21 protein-coding genes are annotated in these 17153 nt (G+C 40.3%); 12 read left to right on the forward strand and 9 right to left on the reverse strand.

The features are described 5' to 3' along the window. Window positions 1-8 precede the first annotated feature (8 nt). The 4 genes from moaA (at window position 9) to AOC35_RS06720 (ending at window position 3441) form a co-directional block, all read left to right on the forward strand. On the forward strand, window positions 9-1130 hold the full coding sequence (moaA, locus tag AOC35_RS06705) for a GTP 3',8-cyclase MoaA (RefSeq protein WP_108646355.1): 1122 nt from the start codon (window positions 9-11) through the stop codon (window positions 1128-1130). Then, window positions 1130-1738, forward strand: coding sequence for a molybdenum cofactor guanylyltransferase MobA (gene mobA / locus AOC35_RS06710; RefSeq protein ID WP_245898445.1), 609 nt, complete (start codon window positions 1130-1132; stop codon window positions 1736-1738). Before moaA ends, mobA begins: the two co-directional genes overlap by 1 nt. Next, a complete protein-coding gene (gene moeA / locus AOC35_RS06715; protein WP_108646356.1) occupies window positions 1735-3057 on the forward strand; it encodes a molybdopterin molybdotransferase MoeA in 1323 nt (440 codons plus the stop codon). The genes mobA and moeA overlap by 4 nt, the downstream gene beginning before the upstream one ends. Window positions 3058-3126: 69 nt before the next feature. Further along, a complete protein-coding gene (locus AOC35_RS06720) occupies window positions 3127-3441 on the forward strand; it encodes a hypothetical protein (RefSeq protein WP_108646357.1) in 315 nt (104 codons plus the stop codon). Between the two features lie 3 nt (window positions 3442-3444). On the opposite strand, the gene AOC35_RS06725 is transcribed toward AOC35_RS06720, so the two are convergent. Next, a complete protein-coding gene (locus AOC35_RS06725; RefSeq protein WP_108646358.1) occupies window positions 3445-4437 on the reverse strand; it encodes a 2-hydroxyacid dehydrogenase in 993 nt (330 codons plus the stop codon). Window positions 4438-4596: 159 nt separating this feature from the next. On the opposite strand from AOC35_RS06725, the gene fdxA reads away from it, so the two are divergent. From fdxA to AOC35_RS06745, 4 genes are all read left to right on the forward strand, one after another. Beyond that, a complete protein-coding gene (gene fdxA / locus AOC35_RS06730; protein WP_108646359.1) occupies window positions 4597-4920 on the forward strand; it encodes a ferredoxin FdxA in 324 nt (107 codons plus the stop codon). Window positions 4921-5031: 111 nt separating this feature from the next. Continuing rightward, window positions 5032-6105, forward strand: a complete 1074-nt coding sequence (locus AOC35_RS06735) for an NAD(P)/FAD-dependent oxidoreductase (RefSeq protein ID WP_245898446.1) — start codon at window positions 5032-5034, stop codon at window positions 6103-6105. A gap of 55 nt (window positions 6106-6160) precedes the next feature. After that, window positions 6161-6955, forward strand: coding sequence for a thymidylate synthase (locus tag AOC35_RS06740; protein WP_108646361.1), 795 nt, complete (start codon window positions 6161-6163; stop codon window positions 6953-6955). Between the two features lie 6 nt (window positions 6956-6961). Then, window positions 6962-7474, forward strand: coding sequence for a dihydrofolate reductase (locus AOC35_RS06745; protein WP_108646362.1), 513 nt, complete (start codon window positions 6962-6964; stop codon window positions 7472-7474). Here AOC35_RS06745 and pmbA read toward each other — a convergent pair. Next, window positions 7471-8835: a metalloprotease PmbA gene (gene pmbA / locus AOC35_RS06750; protein WP_108646363.1), complete on the reverse strand. Its 1365-nt coding sequence runs from the start codon at window positions 8833-8835 to the stop codon at window positions 7471-7473. The genes AOC35_RS06745 and pmbA overlap by 4 nt on opposite strands. A gap of 55 nt (window positions 8836-8890) precedes the next feature. On the opposite strand from pmbA, the gene mog reads away from it, so the two are divergent. Then, complete coding sequence (mog, locus tag AOC35_RS06755) at window positions 8891-9517, forward strand: molybdopterin adenylyltransferase (protein WP_108646364.1); 627 nt, start codon at window positions 8891-8893, stop codon at window positions 9515-9517. A gap of 24 nt (window positions 9518-9541) precedes the next feature. Here the strand turns inward: mog and orn are convergent, their stop codons facing one another. After that, the gene (gene orn / locus AOC35_RS06760; RefSeq protein ID WP_281259260.1) at window positions 9542-10102 is read right to left on the reverse strand and encodes an oligoribonuclease; all 561 of its coding nucleotides are present in this window, start codon (window positions 10100-10102) and stop codon (window positions 9542-9544) included. A 27-nt stretch (window positions 10103-10129) separates the two neighbouring features. Here orn and AOC35_RS06765 point away from each other — a divergent pair, with 27 nt between their 5' ends. Both AOC35_RS06765 and rsgA read left to right on the forward strand, forming a co-directional pair. After that, window positions 10130-11386 (forward strand): M48 family metallopeptidase, encoded by a 1257-nt coding sequence (locus tag AOC35_RS06765; protein ID WP_108646365.1) that lies wholly within the window; start codon window positions 10130-10132, stop codon window positions 11384-11386. An 11-nt stretch (window positions 11387-11397) separates the two neighbouring features. Beyond that, entirely contained in the window at window positions 11398-12360 is a 963-nt protein-coding gene (gene rsgA, locus AOC35_RS06770) for a ribosome small subunit-dependent GTPase A (RefSeq protein ID WP_108646366.1), read from the forward strand. A gap of 42 nt (window positions 12361-12402) precedes the next feature. Here the strand turns inward: rsgA and AOC35_RS06775 are convergent, their stop codons facing one another. The 6 genes from AOC35_RS06775 to rpsP form a co-directional block, all read right to left on the reverse strand. Beyond that, on the reverse strand, window positions 12403-13347 hold the full coding sequence (locus AOC35_RS06775; protein ID WP_108646367.1) for a CobD/CbiB family protein: 945 nt from the start codon (window positions 13345-13347) through the stop codon (window positions 12403-12405). After that, entirely contained in the window at window positions 13344-14036 is a 693-nt protein-coding gene (locus tag AOC35_RS06780; RefSeq protein WP_108646368.1) for a CoA pyrophosphatase, read from the reverse strand. Before AOC35_RS06780 ends, AOC35_RS06775 begins: the two co-directional genes overlap by 4 nt. A 122-nt stretch (window positions 14037-14158) precedes the next feature. Beyond that, a complete protein-coding gene (rplS, locus tag AOC35_RS06785; protein ID WP_108646369.1) occupies window positions 14159-14560 on the reverse strand; it encodes a 50S ribosomal protein L19 in 402 nt (133 codons plus the stop codon). Window positions 14561-14652: 92 nt separating this feature from the next. Beyond that, a complete protein-coding gene (trmD, locus tag AOC35_RS06790) occupies window positions 14653-15432 on the reverse strand; it encodes a tRNA (guanosine(37)-N1)-methyltransferase TrmD (RefSeq protein WP_108646370.1) in 780 nt (259 codons plus the stop codon). A 92-nt stretch (window positions 15433-15524) separates the two neighbouring features. Next, entirely contained in the window at window positions 15525-16073 is a 549-nt protein-coding gene (gene rimM, locus AOC35_RS06795) for a ribosome maturation factor RimM (RefSeq protein WP_108646371.1), read from the reverse strand. 127 nt (window positions 16074-16200) lie between these two features. Next, entirely contained in the window at window positions 16201-16449 is a 249-nt protein-coding gene (gene rpsP, locus AOC35_RS06800; protein WP_084282568.1) for a 30S ribosomal protein S16, read from the reverse strand. Between the two features lie 161 nt (window positions 16450-16610). On the opposite strand from rpsP, the gene AOC35_RS06805 reads away from it, so the two are divergent. Next, window positions 16611-17129, forward strand: a complete 519-nt coding sequence (locus tag AOC35_RS06805; RefSeq protein WP_108646372.1) for an META domain-containing protein — start codon at window positions 16611-16613, stop codon at window positions 17127-17129. The last annotated feature ends 24 nt before the right edge of the window (window positions 17130-17153 follow it).

Genomic DNA, 17153 nt, shown 5'->3' on the forward strand with positions numbered 1-17153 from the left:
ATTTGAAAATGAGTAAAACTATTCCGATTACATCACTCGATGATTTAAAGAGTAGTTTTACCACCCTACCCATCATTCCAAAGGAGCTAAAAGCTCCGGTAGGATTATTGCAAGATGCCCATGGTCGACTATTACATGACTTGAGAATATCTGTCACTGATCGATGTAATTTTCGCTGTTCCTATTGCATGCCAAAGGAAATTTTCACAAAACAATATAACTATTTAGGTCAGTCAGAGTTACTCAGCTTTGAGGAAATTATCCGCCTTGCGGGAATATTTATTGGTCATGGTGTTGAAAAGATTCGTCTGACAGGTGGTGAGCCTCTGTTAAGAAAAGGCATTGAAGATCTCGTAAGTATGCTCAGTGTCATGAAGACTCCCTCGGGAAAACCTATTGACCTGACACTTACGACCAATGGAAGTCTTCTACAGAAAAAAGCAAAGGCCCTATTTGACGCTGGCCTCAGTCGAGTAACAGTGAGTTTAGACGGTATCAATGATGCAGTATTTCGTCAAATGAATGATGTTGATTTCCCAGTCCAAGATGTATTAGACAGTATTGAAACTGCTTCCCTAGTAGGCTTTAAGAATATTAAAGTCAATATGGTGGTTAAAAAAGGGGTCAATGAACATGAGATTTTGCCCATGGTCGAGCATTTTCGAAATAGTGGCGTAATTTTACGTTTTATCGAATATATGGACGTAGGAAATACAAATGGTTGGCAAATGTCTGAAGTAGTCCCATCCCAATCAGTGATAGATTTAATTAACGAAAAATACCCAATTGTCCCAGTTGAGCAAGGATACTCTGGGGAAGTTGCGCAAAAGTGGCAATTTGTAGATGGGTCTGGTGAAATCGGCGTTATTTCTAGCGTTACTCAGGCCTTTTGTAGCACTTGTACTAGAGCACGGATTTCGATGGAAGGTAAATTATTTCTCTGTTTATTTGCTAACACTGGTTTTGATTTAAAGCAATTGTTAAGAACCAATGTAAGCGATCTTGAAATTAGTAATGCGATTGCAAATATTTGGCAGGGAAGGCAAGATCGCTATTCTGAACTGAGAGGCAAAATTCATGCAGGAGAAATTTCTCATGCAAAAGTTGAAATGTCTTATATAGGTGGCTAGTGAAAAAAATTGATGTAAAAGAGATTACTGCATTAATCTTGTGTGGTGGGCAAGCTCAACGGATGGGCGGGCAAGATAAAGGACTGATCCGACTTCAAAATAAAGCACTCGTTGCCTGGGCAATTGATCGTTGCAAAGATCAAGTGGGCTCTATATTACTGAATGCGAACCGACATATTGACCAATATCAAATTTTTGGCTGGCCTGTCACAAGTGATATAACCCCTGACTACCCTGGACCTCTGGCTGGATTTCAGGTTGGTTTAACCAAAGCCTCAACGCCCTACGTGCTCATCCTTCCCTGCGATACCCCCTTACTTCCAGTTGATTTAGTCGAAAGACTCTCACAAGCAATGACTCAATCCGAAGTTGACTGCACTTATGCGATGACTATTGAGAATGGTAAGGAACAAGTTCATCCCGTCTTTTGTTTATTAAAAAAAACGACTTTAGAAAGCTTGAATCTTTTTTTACAAACTGGACAACGAAAAATTGATCGATGGTTTGCTTCCTTATCACATCAAAAAGTACTATTTGACGATCCTAAGGCCTTTCTGAATATCAATACTCCTGAAGAGTTATTGCAAATTGAACAAAGCTTGCTATGATGCCCAGTAAACTTCCCTCCTTAGATACTTTTCAAGACGAGTGGCAAAGTAAGCTTGGATCTGATTTATTTAACCCGAAGTCATTAGGTCTAGATGCCGCGTTAGACTTCATGCGTGGCTACACACAAACCCGCTTGAGTCAGTTAAAGGTTAAGAAAATTCCCATCGAAGAAGCTTTTGGTAGAGTCTTAGCGGTAGATATAAAAGCCTCAATGAATGTACCAGTTGCTAATAACTCGGCCATGGACGGCTATGCCTTTCACAGCCAGGTGCTTCAGGGTGATTTGTCAGAAATTCAATTAAATGTGATTGGCAAACAATTTGCCGGCGATATGTTGCAGGATTTTTCGAACTTTCAGCCCGCAAGCCAAGCAATCCAAATCACGACCGGCGCTCTTCTGCCACCTGTTTGTGATACGGTCATTCCTCAAGAGTGGGTTCAGCACGAAAATGCTGTCATTACCTTCCCCAAAAATAAGATTCGTGGACATGAAAATTGTCGAATGATGGGCGAAGATTTAAAGATTGGAGAAATTGTCTTATCCAAAGGTCGGCGTCTAAAGGCAAGCGATCTGGGCATGCTTGCATCCATGGGTTTGAGTGATGTTGAGGTTTACGATCAATTAAAGGTTGCCATCTTTTCTACTGGAAACGAGGTAACTCCTCTAGGGGAACCCTTATTACCAGGGCGAGTTTACGATAGTAATCGATTTACCTTAATTGGCCTATTACATGACCTAAATATCCAATTACTAGATTTTGGTATCGTCAAAGATGATGCAGAGGCTCTCAAAATTGCCTTCTCAAAGGCAGCAGATCAAGCGGATATCATTATTACTTCAGGGGGTGTTTCTGTTGGAGAAGCAGACTTCACAAAACATGTAATGCGAGAGTTAGGAGATGTGGCTTTTTGGACTCTAGCGATTAAGCCGGGACGTCCCATGGCATTTGGCAAAATAGTCCAACCCAAAAGTGAATCTATTTTATTTGGCTTACCTGGCAACCCTGTAGCAGTCATGATTACTTTTTTACAATTTGTGCGCCCCATGATTGAGTTTTTAAGTGGTGCTAATACAACTAAAAAAGTTTCACTTGTTGCAAAATTGAAAGTTCCTTTTAAAAAACGGGTTGGTCGGACAGAGTTTTTGAGAGCGCGGCTTTCAACTGATTTCTCAGGCCAATTATGGGTTGAGCCCTATAAAAATCAAGGCTCAGGTGTTCTTAGCTCAATGAGTCAAGCAGATTGCTTAATTGTCTTATCTGCCCAAACTTCTTCGATAGAAGAAGGTGCTCTGGTAAATATAGAAATGCTTTTGTAACATTTCCAATATAATTCCTACAATAATAAATTTTATAACGCCATCGTTACCACAAACCGGATTGTAGTTATGAGCAGTAGTAAGAGAGAAATCATTTCAGTTGACCCCATACATACGGCTAAAACCTTAGTTTTAGTTTATTTGTGTTTTTCATTACCAATCATTGGCTTATTCTTCTTTGACGCCTATTTTCGATACGGCGAAATCCCTCTATTTGTGGTTCTTTACGGGGTATTTTTAAACGTTATTTTTGGTTTTTCTATTCTTTGGTTGGCGTGTAAAGTTTACAACTGGGTTGCTGGTAAATTTGGAGGGATTGAGCTGGACTTAAAAGAAATTCCAGTTGAACAACCTACCTCCAAAGAAAACTCAAGCCAAAATTAAAGATTACTTACCCCAAATCTCAGGATTAATCATCGTTTTTGGTTTCTGACCCGCAAGTCCTGCTAATAAATTATCAATCGCAAGATTCATCATCGAATAACGAGTTTTTTCTGTTGCACTACCAATATGGGGCGCTAAAACCACATTCGGTAAATCGAGTAAACCTGGATGCAGTTTAGGCTCCCCTTCATAAACATCAAGTCCAGCACCAAATATTTGATTCCGTTGAAGCGCCTCCACCAAAGCGTTATCATCTACGATCCCGCCTCTTGCAATATTCACAAGAGTTGCCGTGGACTTCATCATTGCTAATTCTTTAGCACCAATGAAATGATGACTATCTGCAGAGTATGGCATTACTAACATCACATGATCTGCATTTTTTAATAAGGTTTCTTTATCTACATAGGTAGCTTGACAGGCTTGTTCAAGGTCTTTGGATAAAGGTTTACGATTGTAATAAATGACATTCATACCGAACGCTAAACCCCGCTTTGCAATGGCTTGTCCAATCCGGCCCATTCCCATAATCCCAAGGGTTGAGTGATGAATATCTACACCCAACATACGTCCCATTTCCCAATGATGCCATTGACCGTCTCTAAGCCATCTCTCTGCCTCAGATAATCTTCTTGAAATTGCCATTAACAAGGCAAATCCCATATCGGCAGTTGTATCTGTTAGAACGTCAGGAGTATTAGTGCCAATAATCCCCCTTTGATTAAGGGCTTCAACATCGAAATTATTAAACCCTACTGCGATGTTGGAAATGATTTTGAGTGCTTTTGCGTCTTTAATTGTATCGGCATCAATTCTTTCACTACCAGTCACGAGTGCCCCATCTTTACCAATTAAACGTTGGGCTAATTCAACTTTAGTCAAAGGCTCGATTTGATCAACATAATCAATGTCACAGATAGCCTCTAGTCTTTCAATCCCCTCAGGGAAAATCCTACGGGCAACTAGAATTTTAGGGCGAGTATTACTAGAATTCATAAGCAGACTTTCTTCAACAGAAAAAATTAGATTTTAAAGGACATTTTTCTCACAACGTAATATGTAAATCACAACAATGTATAACGAATTTCACAGTGTTTTTGCCGAAACACAATATTCTCGGCTAAAATATGTTTTTCAACCTACTTTATACATCACATGACTTACGTTGTCACCGAAGCTTGTATCAAATGTAAATATACCGACTGTGTCGATGTTTGCCCTGTCGACTGCTTCAGAGAAGGTCCTAACTTTTTAACCATCGATCCAGACGAGTGCATTGATTGTGCTGTTTGTGTTCCAGAATGTCCTGTTAATGCGATTTATGCGGAAGATGATGTGCCTGGAGACCAGCAAGCATTTATTCAGCTAAATACTGAACTTTCTCGTAAGTGGAAGTCAATTACTAAATCGAAGGCATCACTCCCTGATGCTGATGAATTTAAAGATGTAAAGAATAAACTCGAGTTACTCATTCGCTAAGATTGATTGTCTTTAATCTGACAGGTTTGCAAAATAGTTTGATGCAAACCTCCACTCAGCTTAAAACCGAAGTGACTTGTAAAATCTTTTTTGTGTATCTAGGAAATTTTCGTGGCAGAACTTAACACCCCCCAATTCAACCTATCAGAAACAATCGAAACAGAGGCTGTTATCGTTGGAGCTGGTCCTGTAGGTCTTTTTCAGGTTTTCGAACTTGGTCTATTAGAAATAAAAGCTCATGTGATTGATTCCTTGCCAGTGGTTGGTGGCCAATGCGTTGAGTTGTACCCCGATAAACCGATTTACGATATTCCAGCAGTGCCAGTCTGTACAGGTCAAGAACTCACTGATAACCTTCTCAAACAAATAGAACCATTTGGTCCTACGTTTCACTTAAATCAAGAAGTTGTTGAAGTATCCCGCCAAGATGATGGCCGATTTATTTTGGTAACCTCAGTTGGAACACGCTTTTTGACCAAGACAATTTTTATCGCCGCAGGAGTTGGTTCGTTCCAGCCTAGAACGATCAAAGTTGACGGCATTGAGCAGTTTGAAAACAAACAACTTTTTTATCGTGTTAAAAACCCAGACCAATTTATGGGTAAAAACTTAGTCATAGTTGGTGGTGGCGATTCAGCTCTAGATTGGACCCTCAACTTTGTAGGTAAGGCTGAGAGCGTCATCTTAATTCACCGTCGCGATGGCTTTAAAGCTGCGCCAGCATCCGTGGCTAAAATGAAAGACCTTTGCGAACAGTATGAAATGCAGTTTGAAGTGGGTCAGATCACTGGCTTTGAGCAAAATGGTGATTCTTTATCTCATATAAAACTCACCGGAACTGATGGTGTAACACGTCGGATTCCTCTCGACATGTTATTAGTTTTCTTTGGTTTATCTCCCAAATTAGGCCCAATTGCGGACTGGGGATTAGATATCGAACGTAAACAACTCGTCGTCGATACGGAAAAATTTGCCACTAATATTCCGGGAATCTTCGCAGTCGGTGATATCAATACCTACCCAGGTAAAAAGAAATTGATTCTTTCAGGATTTCATGAAGCAGCCCTGGCTGCTTTTGCTGCAAAAGAATATATGTATCCTGATAAGAAGGTTCATTTACAGTACACCACTACCTCACCTAAACTCCACAAAGTTTTAGGAGTTGAAACCCCAACCTTCGATTGATTGTAAAAATCGGTTAGATTATTAAATTCAACCGATTAATCAATTAGAATTAGTTATGGACTCTTATTTACACATGATGCGCCATGTTTTAGAACATGGCACCAAGAAAACGGACCGCACAGGGACTGGTACGCTCTCAGTCTTTGGTCATCAAATGCGTTTTGATCTGTCTGCTGGCTTTCCTTTGGTTACCACCAAGAAAGTTCACTTAAAGTCAATCATTCACGAACTGCTTTGGTTTTTGCAAGGAAGTACGAACAATAATTGGCTTAAAGATCGCGGTGTCTCTATTTGGAATGAATGGGCAAAAGAAGATGGCGAACTTGGTCCAATTTATGGTTATCAATGGCGTTCATGGCCAACCCCAAATGGTGGGCATATTGACCAAATTACGCAATTAATTGACCAAATTAAGAAAACACCTGATTCGAGAAGATTGATTGTTTCTGCATGGAACGTTGCAGATATTCCATCAATGGCTCTTGCTCCATGTCATGCCTTTTTCCAGTTTTATGTAGCTGACGGTAAGTTATCTTGCCAACTCTACCAACGTAGTGCGGATATTTTCTTAGGAGTGCCTTTTAATATCGCTAGTTATGCCTTACTAACGCATATGATTGCGCAACAAACTAATTTAGACGTAGGTGACTTTGTTTGGACTGGTGGCGATTGCCATTTGTATCTCAATCATTTAGAACAAGTCGATTTACAACTTTCCAGAGATCCTTATCCTTTACCAAAACTGGTCATTAAACGTCATCCAGATTCGATTTTTGATTATGAATTCGAAGACTTTGAGGTAATTAACTATTCTTGTCATCCTGCGATTAAAGCGCCTGTAGCTATTTAGGAAATTATTTTGGCTATAAGCATTATTGTCGCGCGTTCAAAATCAGGTGTGATTGGCATCAATAATCAATTACCATGGCATCTTCCAGCCGATTTAAAGCACTTTAAAGCGCTTACAACTGGACATCCCATAGTCATGGGTCGGAAAACTTGGGACTCTCTTGGTAGGCCCTTACCGAACCGTAGAAATATCGTCATTAGTCGGCAGATTGATATAGAACTCTCTGGAGCTGAGTGTTTTTCATCTCTAGAATCTGCGATTGCGGCGTGTAAGGGTGCTAGTGAGGTCTTTGTGATTGGTGGCGCTCAGATTTACGAACAGGCTCTGCCCCTCGTCGACCAATTAATTATTACAGAAGTGGATATTGAGGTTGCAGGTGATGCCTTTTTTCCAAAAATTGACTCAAGGTGGAGGATTGTAGATCGGGAAGATTACCCTTCTCAAGATAACCCTCAAAAGCCAGGCGAGTCTTTTCCGGCTTATTCATTTATAACCTACCAGCGAAACCTAGTCGCTTAACTTCCACCGATCATCATTTCATTGATGAGGATTGAGCCTGTTTCTTTTGTGCCACGAACCAAGCTGTCACCACCAATCGTCGCAATATTCATGAACATCTCTTTAAGATTTCCTGCAATAGTAATTTCTTCCACGGGGTAACAAATTTGTCCATTTTCGACCCAATACCCAAAGGCACCTCTGGAGTAATCTCCCGTTACATAATTGACCCCTTGCCCCATCACCTCAGTAACTAATAAACCAGTACCCATTTGTTGCAATAAATCATCTAAAGTTTGATCTACTGAGGTAAGCTTACTTCGAAGTCGTAAATGATGAGACCCCCCAGAATTACCGGTAGTTTGCATGCCTAATTTTTTAGCTGAGTAGGTTGATAAAAAGTATCCCTGCAATATGCCGTCATCCACTACGATTCTCTTCCGAGTTTTAACCCCTTCATCATCAAACGGGGTACTGCCAGTCTCACGCGGACGATGAGGATCTTCATCAATTTGAATATGTTTTGGAAAAATTTGTTTTCCTAATGAATCAAGTAAAAAGCTCGATTTTCTATATAAAGATCCACCTGAAACAGCCTGCACGAAACTACCAAGAAGCCCTGCTGCTAAAGGTGCCTCAAAAATCACAGGACATTTTTGGGTTTTAATAGTGCGGGTATTCAGCCTAGACAAAGCGCGCTTGGCGGCGTAGGCACCAATTTCTTCCGGCTTCGCCAAGGATTGAGGCATTCTAGAAGAGGTATACCAATCATCTCGTTGCATGGCACTACCCTGTTTTTTACTTTTACTCGCAATCGGTGCACAAGAAATAAAGTGTCTTGAAAATGGATAGCCAGCTAAGAAGCCTTTGGTAGTCCCCATCTGAAAATGCGCTTGATTCGATGCGACTGTCGCACCATCACTATTCGTAATCAATTTACTGACAGCAAAACTAGCTGCCTCAGCCTTTCGTGCAATCTCTACTGCCTCTTCAACGGACAGCTCCCATGGATGGAATAAATCTAAATCTTTTGGCGACAATTCTAAAAGTTCACCCTCAGCAAGCCCTGAAAAGGTATCTTCGGCTGTGAATCTTGCTATATCGTAAGCAGCTTGCACTGTTCTTTTCAATGACGCCTCAGAAAAATCACTCGTACTGGCATTGCCTTTTTTGTACCCAAGGTAGATACTGACTCCCATGGATTTATCGACACTTTGTTCTATGGTTTCAATTTCTCCACAACGCGTACTGATCGATAAACCATGCCCTTCAGAGATCTCGACTGCAGCATCGGTCGCCCCTAAAGCTTTGGCGTCAGCGAGGGTATCTTTTATAATTTGTTGAAATTGCTCTTTTGAGTAAGTAAATATTTTTTTTGTCATTCGAATATCATAACGATAAATTTTGATTGGCCCTAAAGCAGAAAGAATTCACACCATGTCAGACACTACAACAGATCAATTATTATCGCTTGAATCGGTCAAGATCGGCTTAATTTCTATTTCTGATAGAGCAAGTCTTGGCATTTATCAGGACGAGGGTATTCCGGCTTTAAAAACTTGGCTTGAAAAAGTGGTTCAAAACCCATTGATATTTGAAACACGTCTAATTGCTGATGAACAATCGATGATCGAAACTGCTCTTAAAGAGCTAGTTGATGTTGAACTTTGTGATTTAGTACTAACCACTGGTGGTACGGGCCCTAGTCGACGTGACGTTACCCCGGAATCAACCCTGGCCGTTGCAACCCGAGAAATGCCTGGATTTGGTGAGCAAATGCGTCAAATCAGTTTGAATTTTGTGCCGACAGCGATTCTATCTAGACAAGTTGGAGCACTCAGAGAAATAGAAAACCATGCTGCGCTCATGATTAACTTACCGGGCCAACCCAAAGCAATTACCGAAACCTTAGAGGGTTTAAAAGATAAAGAGGGTAAATCCTTAGTTTCTGGAATTTTTGCTGCGGTACCCTACTGCATTGATTTAATAGGTGGTCCCTATATCGAGACCAACCCAGAAATTGTCAAAGCATTTCGCCCTAAGTCAGCGATTCGGAGGAGGTAAGATTTTCGCCCTATAAAAATGTATTCAGCTTTCGGGTGACCGGAAGAAGTTAGCGCGGTAAAAACGTAACTCTTCAATTGACTCCACGATATCGGCCAAGGCCGTGTGCGCTTGTTTTTTCGTAAAGAGTTTTGCAGTTTGGGGCTGCCAACGTTTACAAAGCTCTTTTACTGTCGAAACATCAATATTTCGATAGTGAAAGTATGCCTCTAACTCCGGCATATATTTCGCCATAAAGCGACGATCTTGATGAATCGTATTGCCACACATCGGAGAAGTATTCGGCTTGATGTGTTCCTTGAGGAAGTCCAAACAAATCTTTTGTGCTTGCTCATCTGAAATCTGGGAAGCCTTCACTTTTTCAATAAGTCCTGACTTACCATGCGTACCTTTGTTCCAAGAATCCATAGCGTCCAGAACTTCATCACTTTGATGAATGACTAGAACCGGACCCTCAGCAACAATTTCCAACTCACCATCAGTGATTAAAATAGCAATTTCCAAGATCTTTTCCTTGTCAGGATCAAGACCTGACATTTCCATATCCAACCAAACTAAACGGTCTTTTTTCAATTCTGTGTTCAATTTCTCTCTCGCTCTTATAATTACTAAATGATATTTACCTATATTTTCCTTCTTTTTTTATTTCTCGGACTTTTTATCCAATTTATTTTGGCAAATCGTCAAATTAAATCGGTGATTCAACATCGCCCTACTGTCCCTAAAGGCTTTGAAGAAAAAATCACTTTAGAAAATCATCAAAAGGCTGCAGACTACACCGTCGCTAAACTACGTTTTGGAATCTTAGAAATCGCATTATCTCAAGCGATGTTATTAGTTTTCACCATCTTCGGTTTGTTGTATCTAGTCCATTTAGAGTTATTGAATTTTTTATCAGCTGGCGTTTGGCAACAAATTGCATTAATTTTGAGTATTAGTATTCTCTCAAGCGCGATTGATCTTCCTTTTTCTTGGTATCGTCAGTTTCATTTAGAAGAAAACTTTGGTTTTAACCGGATGAGTAAAAAGCTCTTTTTCATTGATTTTTTCAAAAACATCCTCTTAAGTCTTTGTATCGGAGTTCCCCTCCTTTGGGTTGTTTTAACTCTGATGGCTAAAGCTGGTGATTATTGGTGGGTTTATGCTTGGATCACCATGGTGAGTTTTATCTTGATTGCGACTTGGGTCTTTCCTATTTGGATTGCACCTTTCTTTAATAAATTTAAACCGCTAGAAGATGGCTCATTAAAAGACTCTATCCAACTCCTCTTAAACCGTTGCGGCTTTGTCAGTAAAGGTTTATTTGTCATGGATGGCAGTAAACGTAGCGCTCATGGCAATGCTTACTTTACTGGTATCGGCAAAAGTAAGCGAATTGTATTTTTTGATACTCTCATCGAAAAATTGTCTCCTTCTGAGATTGAGGCAGTTTTGGCACACGAGCTTGGACACTTTAAGAAAAACCATATTCGTAAAAGAATGGTGATGACCTTTATCACGACCTTATTAGGTCTCGCTTTGCTAGGTTGGCTCATGAATCAAGTGTGGTTTTATGAGGGTCTTGGCGTTGAACCGTCCCTAACTGGAAACAATGCTGGTCTCGCATTAGCCTTATTCTTTTTAGTCACGCCAGTCTTTACCTTCTTCATCACACCGCTCTCTAGCCTCTTATCTAGAAAACATGAATTTGAAGCTGATGCATTTGCTGCTGAAAAAACGGATGCCCATGAACTAATTAAAGCACTCATTAAGCTTTATCAAGATAATGCCGCAACCTTGACACCCGATCGATGGTATTCAGCATTTTATGACTCCCATCCTCCAGCACCGATTCGGATTGAGCATCTTTACCAGTTATCCCTTCGGTAAATTACTAACTCATGCCAATTGAGCTTATTGACTCGTTATTAATTGCTTCTTTTGGTAGAAACTATATTGCTAGATCGATTCAAAAGCTCCCATCAGGGGAAGATGAATATTGGGAAGTGAATAGTCGCGGGAAAAAACACCTCGCTGCAGTTGGTGATCGTTTATCGCTCTCGAAAACATCAAATGACCAAGCGGTAATTGAAAAAATTCAGCCAAGGAAAAATCTACTCTTTCGATCCGATGCCTTTCGCTCGAAATCAATCGCTGCTAATGTGGATCAGGTCATTTTAGTCCTAGCAACCCAGCCTGCTTTCTCACCAGATTTATTGGGTAGAGCCGCCATTGCTGCAGAACATGACGGTATTGAATTTAGAATTTTATTGAACAAAATAGATTTAAGCGATTCACTCGAAAAAGCGCGTGAGCTCTTGGCCCCTTATCGAAATTTAGATATTCCTATCCACGAGATTTCGGCAAAGTCCTCCCCACAAAGTTTGCTTTCTTTGAGAGAACACCTTGCTGGGAAGGTCTCGGTTTTAGTTGGTCAATCTGGCATGGGCAAATCTACACTTCTCAACCAATGGATCCCAACTGCACTTGCACAAACTCGTGAGCACTCAATCAAACTCGATACGGGTAAACACACAACGACTGCATGTCGATATTATGATTTACCTAATGAATGGGGTATCAAAAATGGCCAGTTAGGCGCTTTAATTGATTCTCCTGGTTTCCAAGAGTTTGGCTTAGCGCATATTTCAGAAAGTGAACTACAACACGCATTTACTGAGTTTGGACCCTATCTTGGGCACTGCAAATATCATAATTGCACTCATTTACACGAACCAGATTGTGCTGTCTTAAAAGCAGTTGGTTTAGGAAAAATCGCCCCACAACGCTTGAACTTGTTTCGTCAATTAGTTCACGAAACCAGAAATGCTACGACCCAAGTTTTAGAGCGTCCGACTAAATAGTCTAAAACTTCATTTGGTCAAGCGTCAAAGCCAAGAAAAAGATCAAATCCAAATTGCTACCGATAACATAGCAAGTAGAATCATCCACAAAATGACTGCTCTCCACACCAAAGAGGCTCCAGAGGCTAGATGTGCGGCAATAGGTAACATTCCATATTCTTGCACGGGTAAAACCCCCTCCTCTGCCATTTGAATAGCCTCTAAACTATTGACTTGCGCCAAAGGCTCTCCGAGTTGAACCCCCAAAGCACCGCCTCCTGTACCAATTAAAATTGCCGCAGACTGGTTATCCCATTTTTTTTGATGAAATCGCCATGCATAAACCGCTTTTTCAAAATTACCCACAATCGTAAAACCAATCGCAGTTAGTCTAGTTGGTACCCAATCAATTAAATAACGCCATTTATTGATATGATCGATCAGAATTGGGCTTGCATTACCAAATTTCCAATTCTCTTGAGCCATTAAACTCAAGCGATACATCACAACCCCAGCAGGACCAATCGGTACTAAAAACCAAAAAAACACACCAAATACATGTGAATGAACGGCCAAAATAGATCGCTCCAAGGTATGCCTTACCAATTCAGATTCAGGTAAGGTCTCAGTATTTAAACTTGGACCTACCCATGCGCTTAACTCGGCTCTAGCTAATTCAATTTGACGATTATTGAGAAGTTCTTGAATTTTTGTGAAATGATGACTAAATTGTCTGAAGCCCATGAAAAAATAAACAATCGTAACATTCCAAATTAAGGCGAAAAGTGGTTGATTAAAAATTAACCATAAATGCACACCTAAAACGATCATTACAGGTGGAATTAAAAGAACTGCAATCGCAATTTTTGCCGAGTCAGCTTCGCCTGTATCAAAATAATTTGGTACTTTTTTTACCCAATTGCGACATATTCTTACGATCCAGTGATCCTTACCGACAGGAATATATTGCTCGGCAAATAAAGCAAATAAAACTGAAAAAAAGGTCATTGTTGAGGCGCCCTCAAAAAGTGATACAAGTTCCTTAGCATCCCAGCAGTAGCCCCCCAAATAAACCGATTCTCATAGGGCATCGCATAAAAAGTACGACTTCCATCTTCAGTGGTTCGTTGACGAATTTGATGATTAGCAGGATTCATTAAAAAAGCGAGAGGGACCATAAAAATCTCATCGACTTCGTTCGTGTCGGGCGAAAAATCCTTCAATTGACTCACCATACCAACGACTGGCGTAACTTGATAACCTGTAATCGTATGATAGTCAGGTAAGGATCCTAAAATCTCCACATGAGATGGATTTAAGCCAATTTCTTCTTTTGCCTCTCGTAGTGCAGTGATTTGAATATCCGAATCAGAATCTTCTTTACGCCCGCCTGGAAAACTAATCTGTCCGGCGTGATCGTTTAAATGAGCGGCTCTCTTCGTGAGTAGTACATGAATTTGATCATCGATATTGAGGAGAGGTACTAAAACACCAGCAATGCGCTTCTCATAGGTATCTAGATAACCAATGGATAATCTAGACTCGTCTGTTAACTCTGGAACCCACTCAACATGATTCGTAAAACGATCACGCAATGCGGTCTCATTGAGAAATTTTTCATCAATTGCGGGGGTGTCTAATGAGGGCACCAAAATTGGTACCAATTGAGGGTCATACTTAGGAACTCTAGGTCGCATCATTCAATTATAAAGAATCTTCGACTAGTTGACCACCTTACCAATAAAAAAGCCCCGAAGATAAACCCCGGGGCTTCTGATTACTTTGGATTGATCCGCTATCTCTAGCGTTGATTCCAAGCTTATTGAGCTGGAGTCTCTACAACCTTAGCAACCTTAGTACGAGCAACTAACTTCTCTTTAATACGTGCTGATTTACCAGAACGCTCACGGAGGTAATAAAGTTTCGCACGGCGAACATCACCACGACGTTTAACTTCAATACTTGCGATTAAAGGAGAGTAAGTTTGGAATGTTCTTTCAACACCCTCACCAGAGGAGATTTTACGAACGATGAAGCTAGAATTTAAGCCACGATTACGTTTCGCAATTACAACGCCTTCAAATGCCTGCACACGCTTACGTGTACCTTCAACCACGTTAACGCTCACAATGAGTGTATCGCCAGGAGCAAATGGTGGAATTACTTTATTACTAGTTAGACGAGCAATTTCTTCTTGCTCAATTTTTTCAATCAAATTCATGTGATTTCCTTAAGTATCATTACGACGTTTTATTCCCTCGTGAATCTATAACTACTTTGATTCGGGACTCGTAAGAGGATACGATTAAACAGTTATTTGTTGAGCCCAGATGCCAAGGTTTCTAAATACTCTTGCAAAACTTTTTCATCCTTTAAACTCAACAACCCTTTTTTTCGAGCCGCCAAAATAAGATCAGGACGACTCTTTTGTGTCGCAATTAATGATTCATTACGACGCCAACTCTCTATTCTACCGTGATGTCCGCCTAAAAGCACCCCCGGAACTAAAAAATTTTTATAATTTTCTGGTCTTGTATAGTGAGGACAGTCTAAAAGTCCATCACTAAAGCTATCTTGCTGAGCAGAATTTGCATCTCCAAGTACATTTGGCATCAATCGAATAAGGCTATCCATTACCACTAAAGCGGGTAACTCCCCTCCTGAAACCACGTAATCACCAATACTTAATTCAAAATCAACATGCCGTTCGATAAATCGTTGATCTACCGCTTCATATCTGCCACAAACAAATGTGATCTGTTCTAACTGACTCATTTCCTTGGCTAAATCTTGGTTGAAGACCCTACCTTGGGGGGACATCAGAACTGTGGGTCCTTTTTTCATCGCACTGGAGCTAGCAATATCCTCTTGCACCGCCTGTAGAGCATCTTCTAATGGCCCAACCATCATTACCATTCCGGGGCCACCACCATAAGCACGATCATCTACTGTCTTACGAGGATCGCTAGTAAAGTCTCTTGGGTTCCAGGTTTTTAAATGGAGAATTTCTTTTGAAAAAGCACGACTAGTCACTCCATATTGAGTAATAGCCTCAAACATTTCAGGAAAAATAGTTAGTACATCAAATCGCATTTCGATGCTTCCTTGGAAATTGAACTTTTGTTGATTTTCAATGAATTTTGATTTAAGTACTCAAGCTAATCGAAGATTAGTTTGCTTTAGAATCACCAGTCATTTTCCCAATCAACTACAATTTTCGGCTCATCCGTTCCCCGTAAAAACACTTCCAGAATGAAAGGTGCCACAAAAGGGATTAAACGTTGTTTTTTTACATCATCCTCAATGACTAAGACAGATTGAACGCCGTTGTCCATCAATTCAGTAACATTGCCAAGTATTTCTTGATGTTGATTGACGACTGACAAGCCGATCAAATCCGACCAATAATACTCATCTTGACTTAGGCTAGGAAAGGATTTGCGAGAAACCAAGATTTCTGCAGATTTGAGACTTAAAACTAACTCACGATCAGTTAATCCCGTCAGTTCCAAAAGAATCGTACCACTATGATTTCGAGAAGAATAGACCTGATAATTTTTTAAGTTACCAGGGTCACCGGGATGCCTAATCCAGACCTCTTTAGCCTTTAATAGTGCTACTGGGTCATCTGAAAAAGGACGGACTTTTAAAGCGCCCTTAATACCGTAAGCGTCAATCACCGTGCCGAGTTCAACCAAATCAGCTGGTAGGATATCTTTCGATTGGGGATTCAATTGACGATGAGTAAATTAGTTGTAGCAGATTTACTGCAGCAGGTCATATGAAGAACAAAGTCCGTTGACCTGAGTAAATCGAGGAGGCCTTTGAAAGGCCCCATGATTATGCAAACTAAGATAAAAATTAAGCTACAGTTTTATGTTGCTTGATTAAACGTTTAACGGTTGGAGACATTTCAGCACCAACACCTGTCCAATAAGTTAAACGATCTTGAGCAACACGGAAACCTTGTTCAGTTGAAATAGCACGAGGGTTATAGTAGCCTAAACGCTCGACAAAATTAGAGTCACGACGATTACGCTTGTCCGTTACTACTACACTGTAAAAGGGACGCTTTTTAGAACCACCACGAGCAAGTCGAATAACGACCATAAGTATTTCCTTAAAAATAAATCAAAAAATTAATCGGATACCAGGACAAGCTAAACAATACTGAACTGTAAACTTCATTTGCTTTCGCAATATTTCAGTTGCAAAATGAATTCAGTAAAATTACTAATCCGGAAAACCTACTATTTTAGCGTAAAACCAATATGACGACAAACACTTCTTCATCAAAAAAGCCTTTTTTAGGTATTTTCTACCGATATATCAGCTTTTTAGGCTTATTCTTATTGGTTTCTTGCGCTTCGATCCTACCTGACTGTAATGTCTGCTCTTCCCCACCTTTAAATGATTTAAATGGACGTTGGACATTAGTCCGCTGGAATCTTCCCCCGCAAAATGGCCAAATCAAGTTTAGAGTGATTCCGCAAGCAAGTAATTCTGATCACATCTTCATTGTTTTTGACGCATCTAAAAAAATGCTTTCCGGCTCGACTGGTTGCAATAATTTTTTCTCAAATCTAAAAGAAGATAGCAAAGGCGCTATTGAACTTGGGCCGATCGGTAGCACTCGTAAAATGTGTCTTGAAAACCAGCGCAATCAACTAGAACAAGATTTTTTAAATGTTTTAGAAGACTACCGTTCGTGGCAACAAAATCAAAATCAATTATTGTTATTTGGCAAAAGTGGTGATGTCTTGGTTTTTGCCAGAGATAAAAAGGAATAAAAATTACCACTCTTGAGAGGGAAA

Origin of the sequence: Polynucleobacter rarus, from assembly GCF_003072505.1 — a bacterium.
GTDB lineage: Bacteria > Pseudomonadota > Gammaproteobacteria > Burkholderiales > Burkholderiaceae > Polynucleobacter > Polynucleobacter rarus.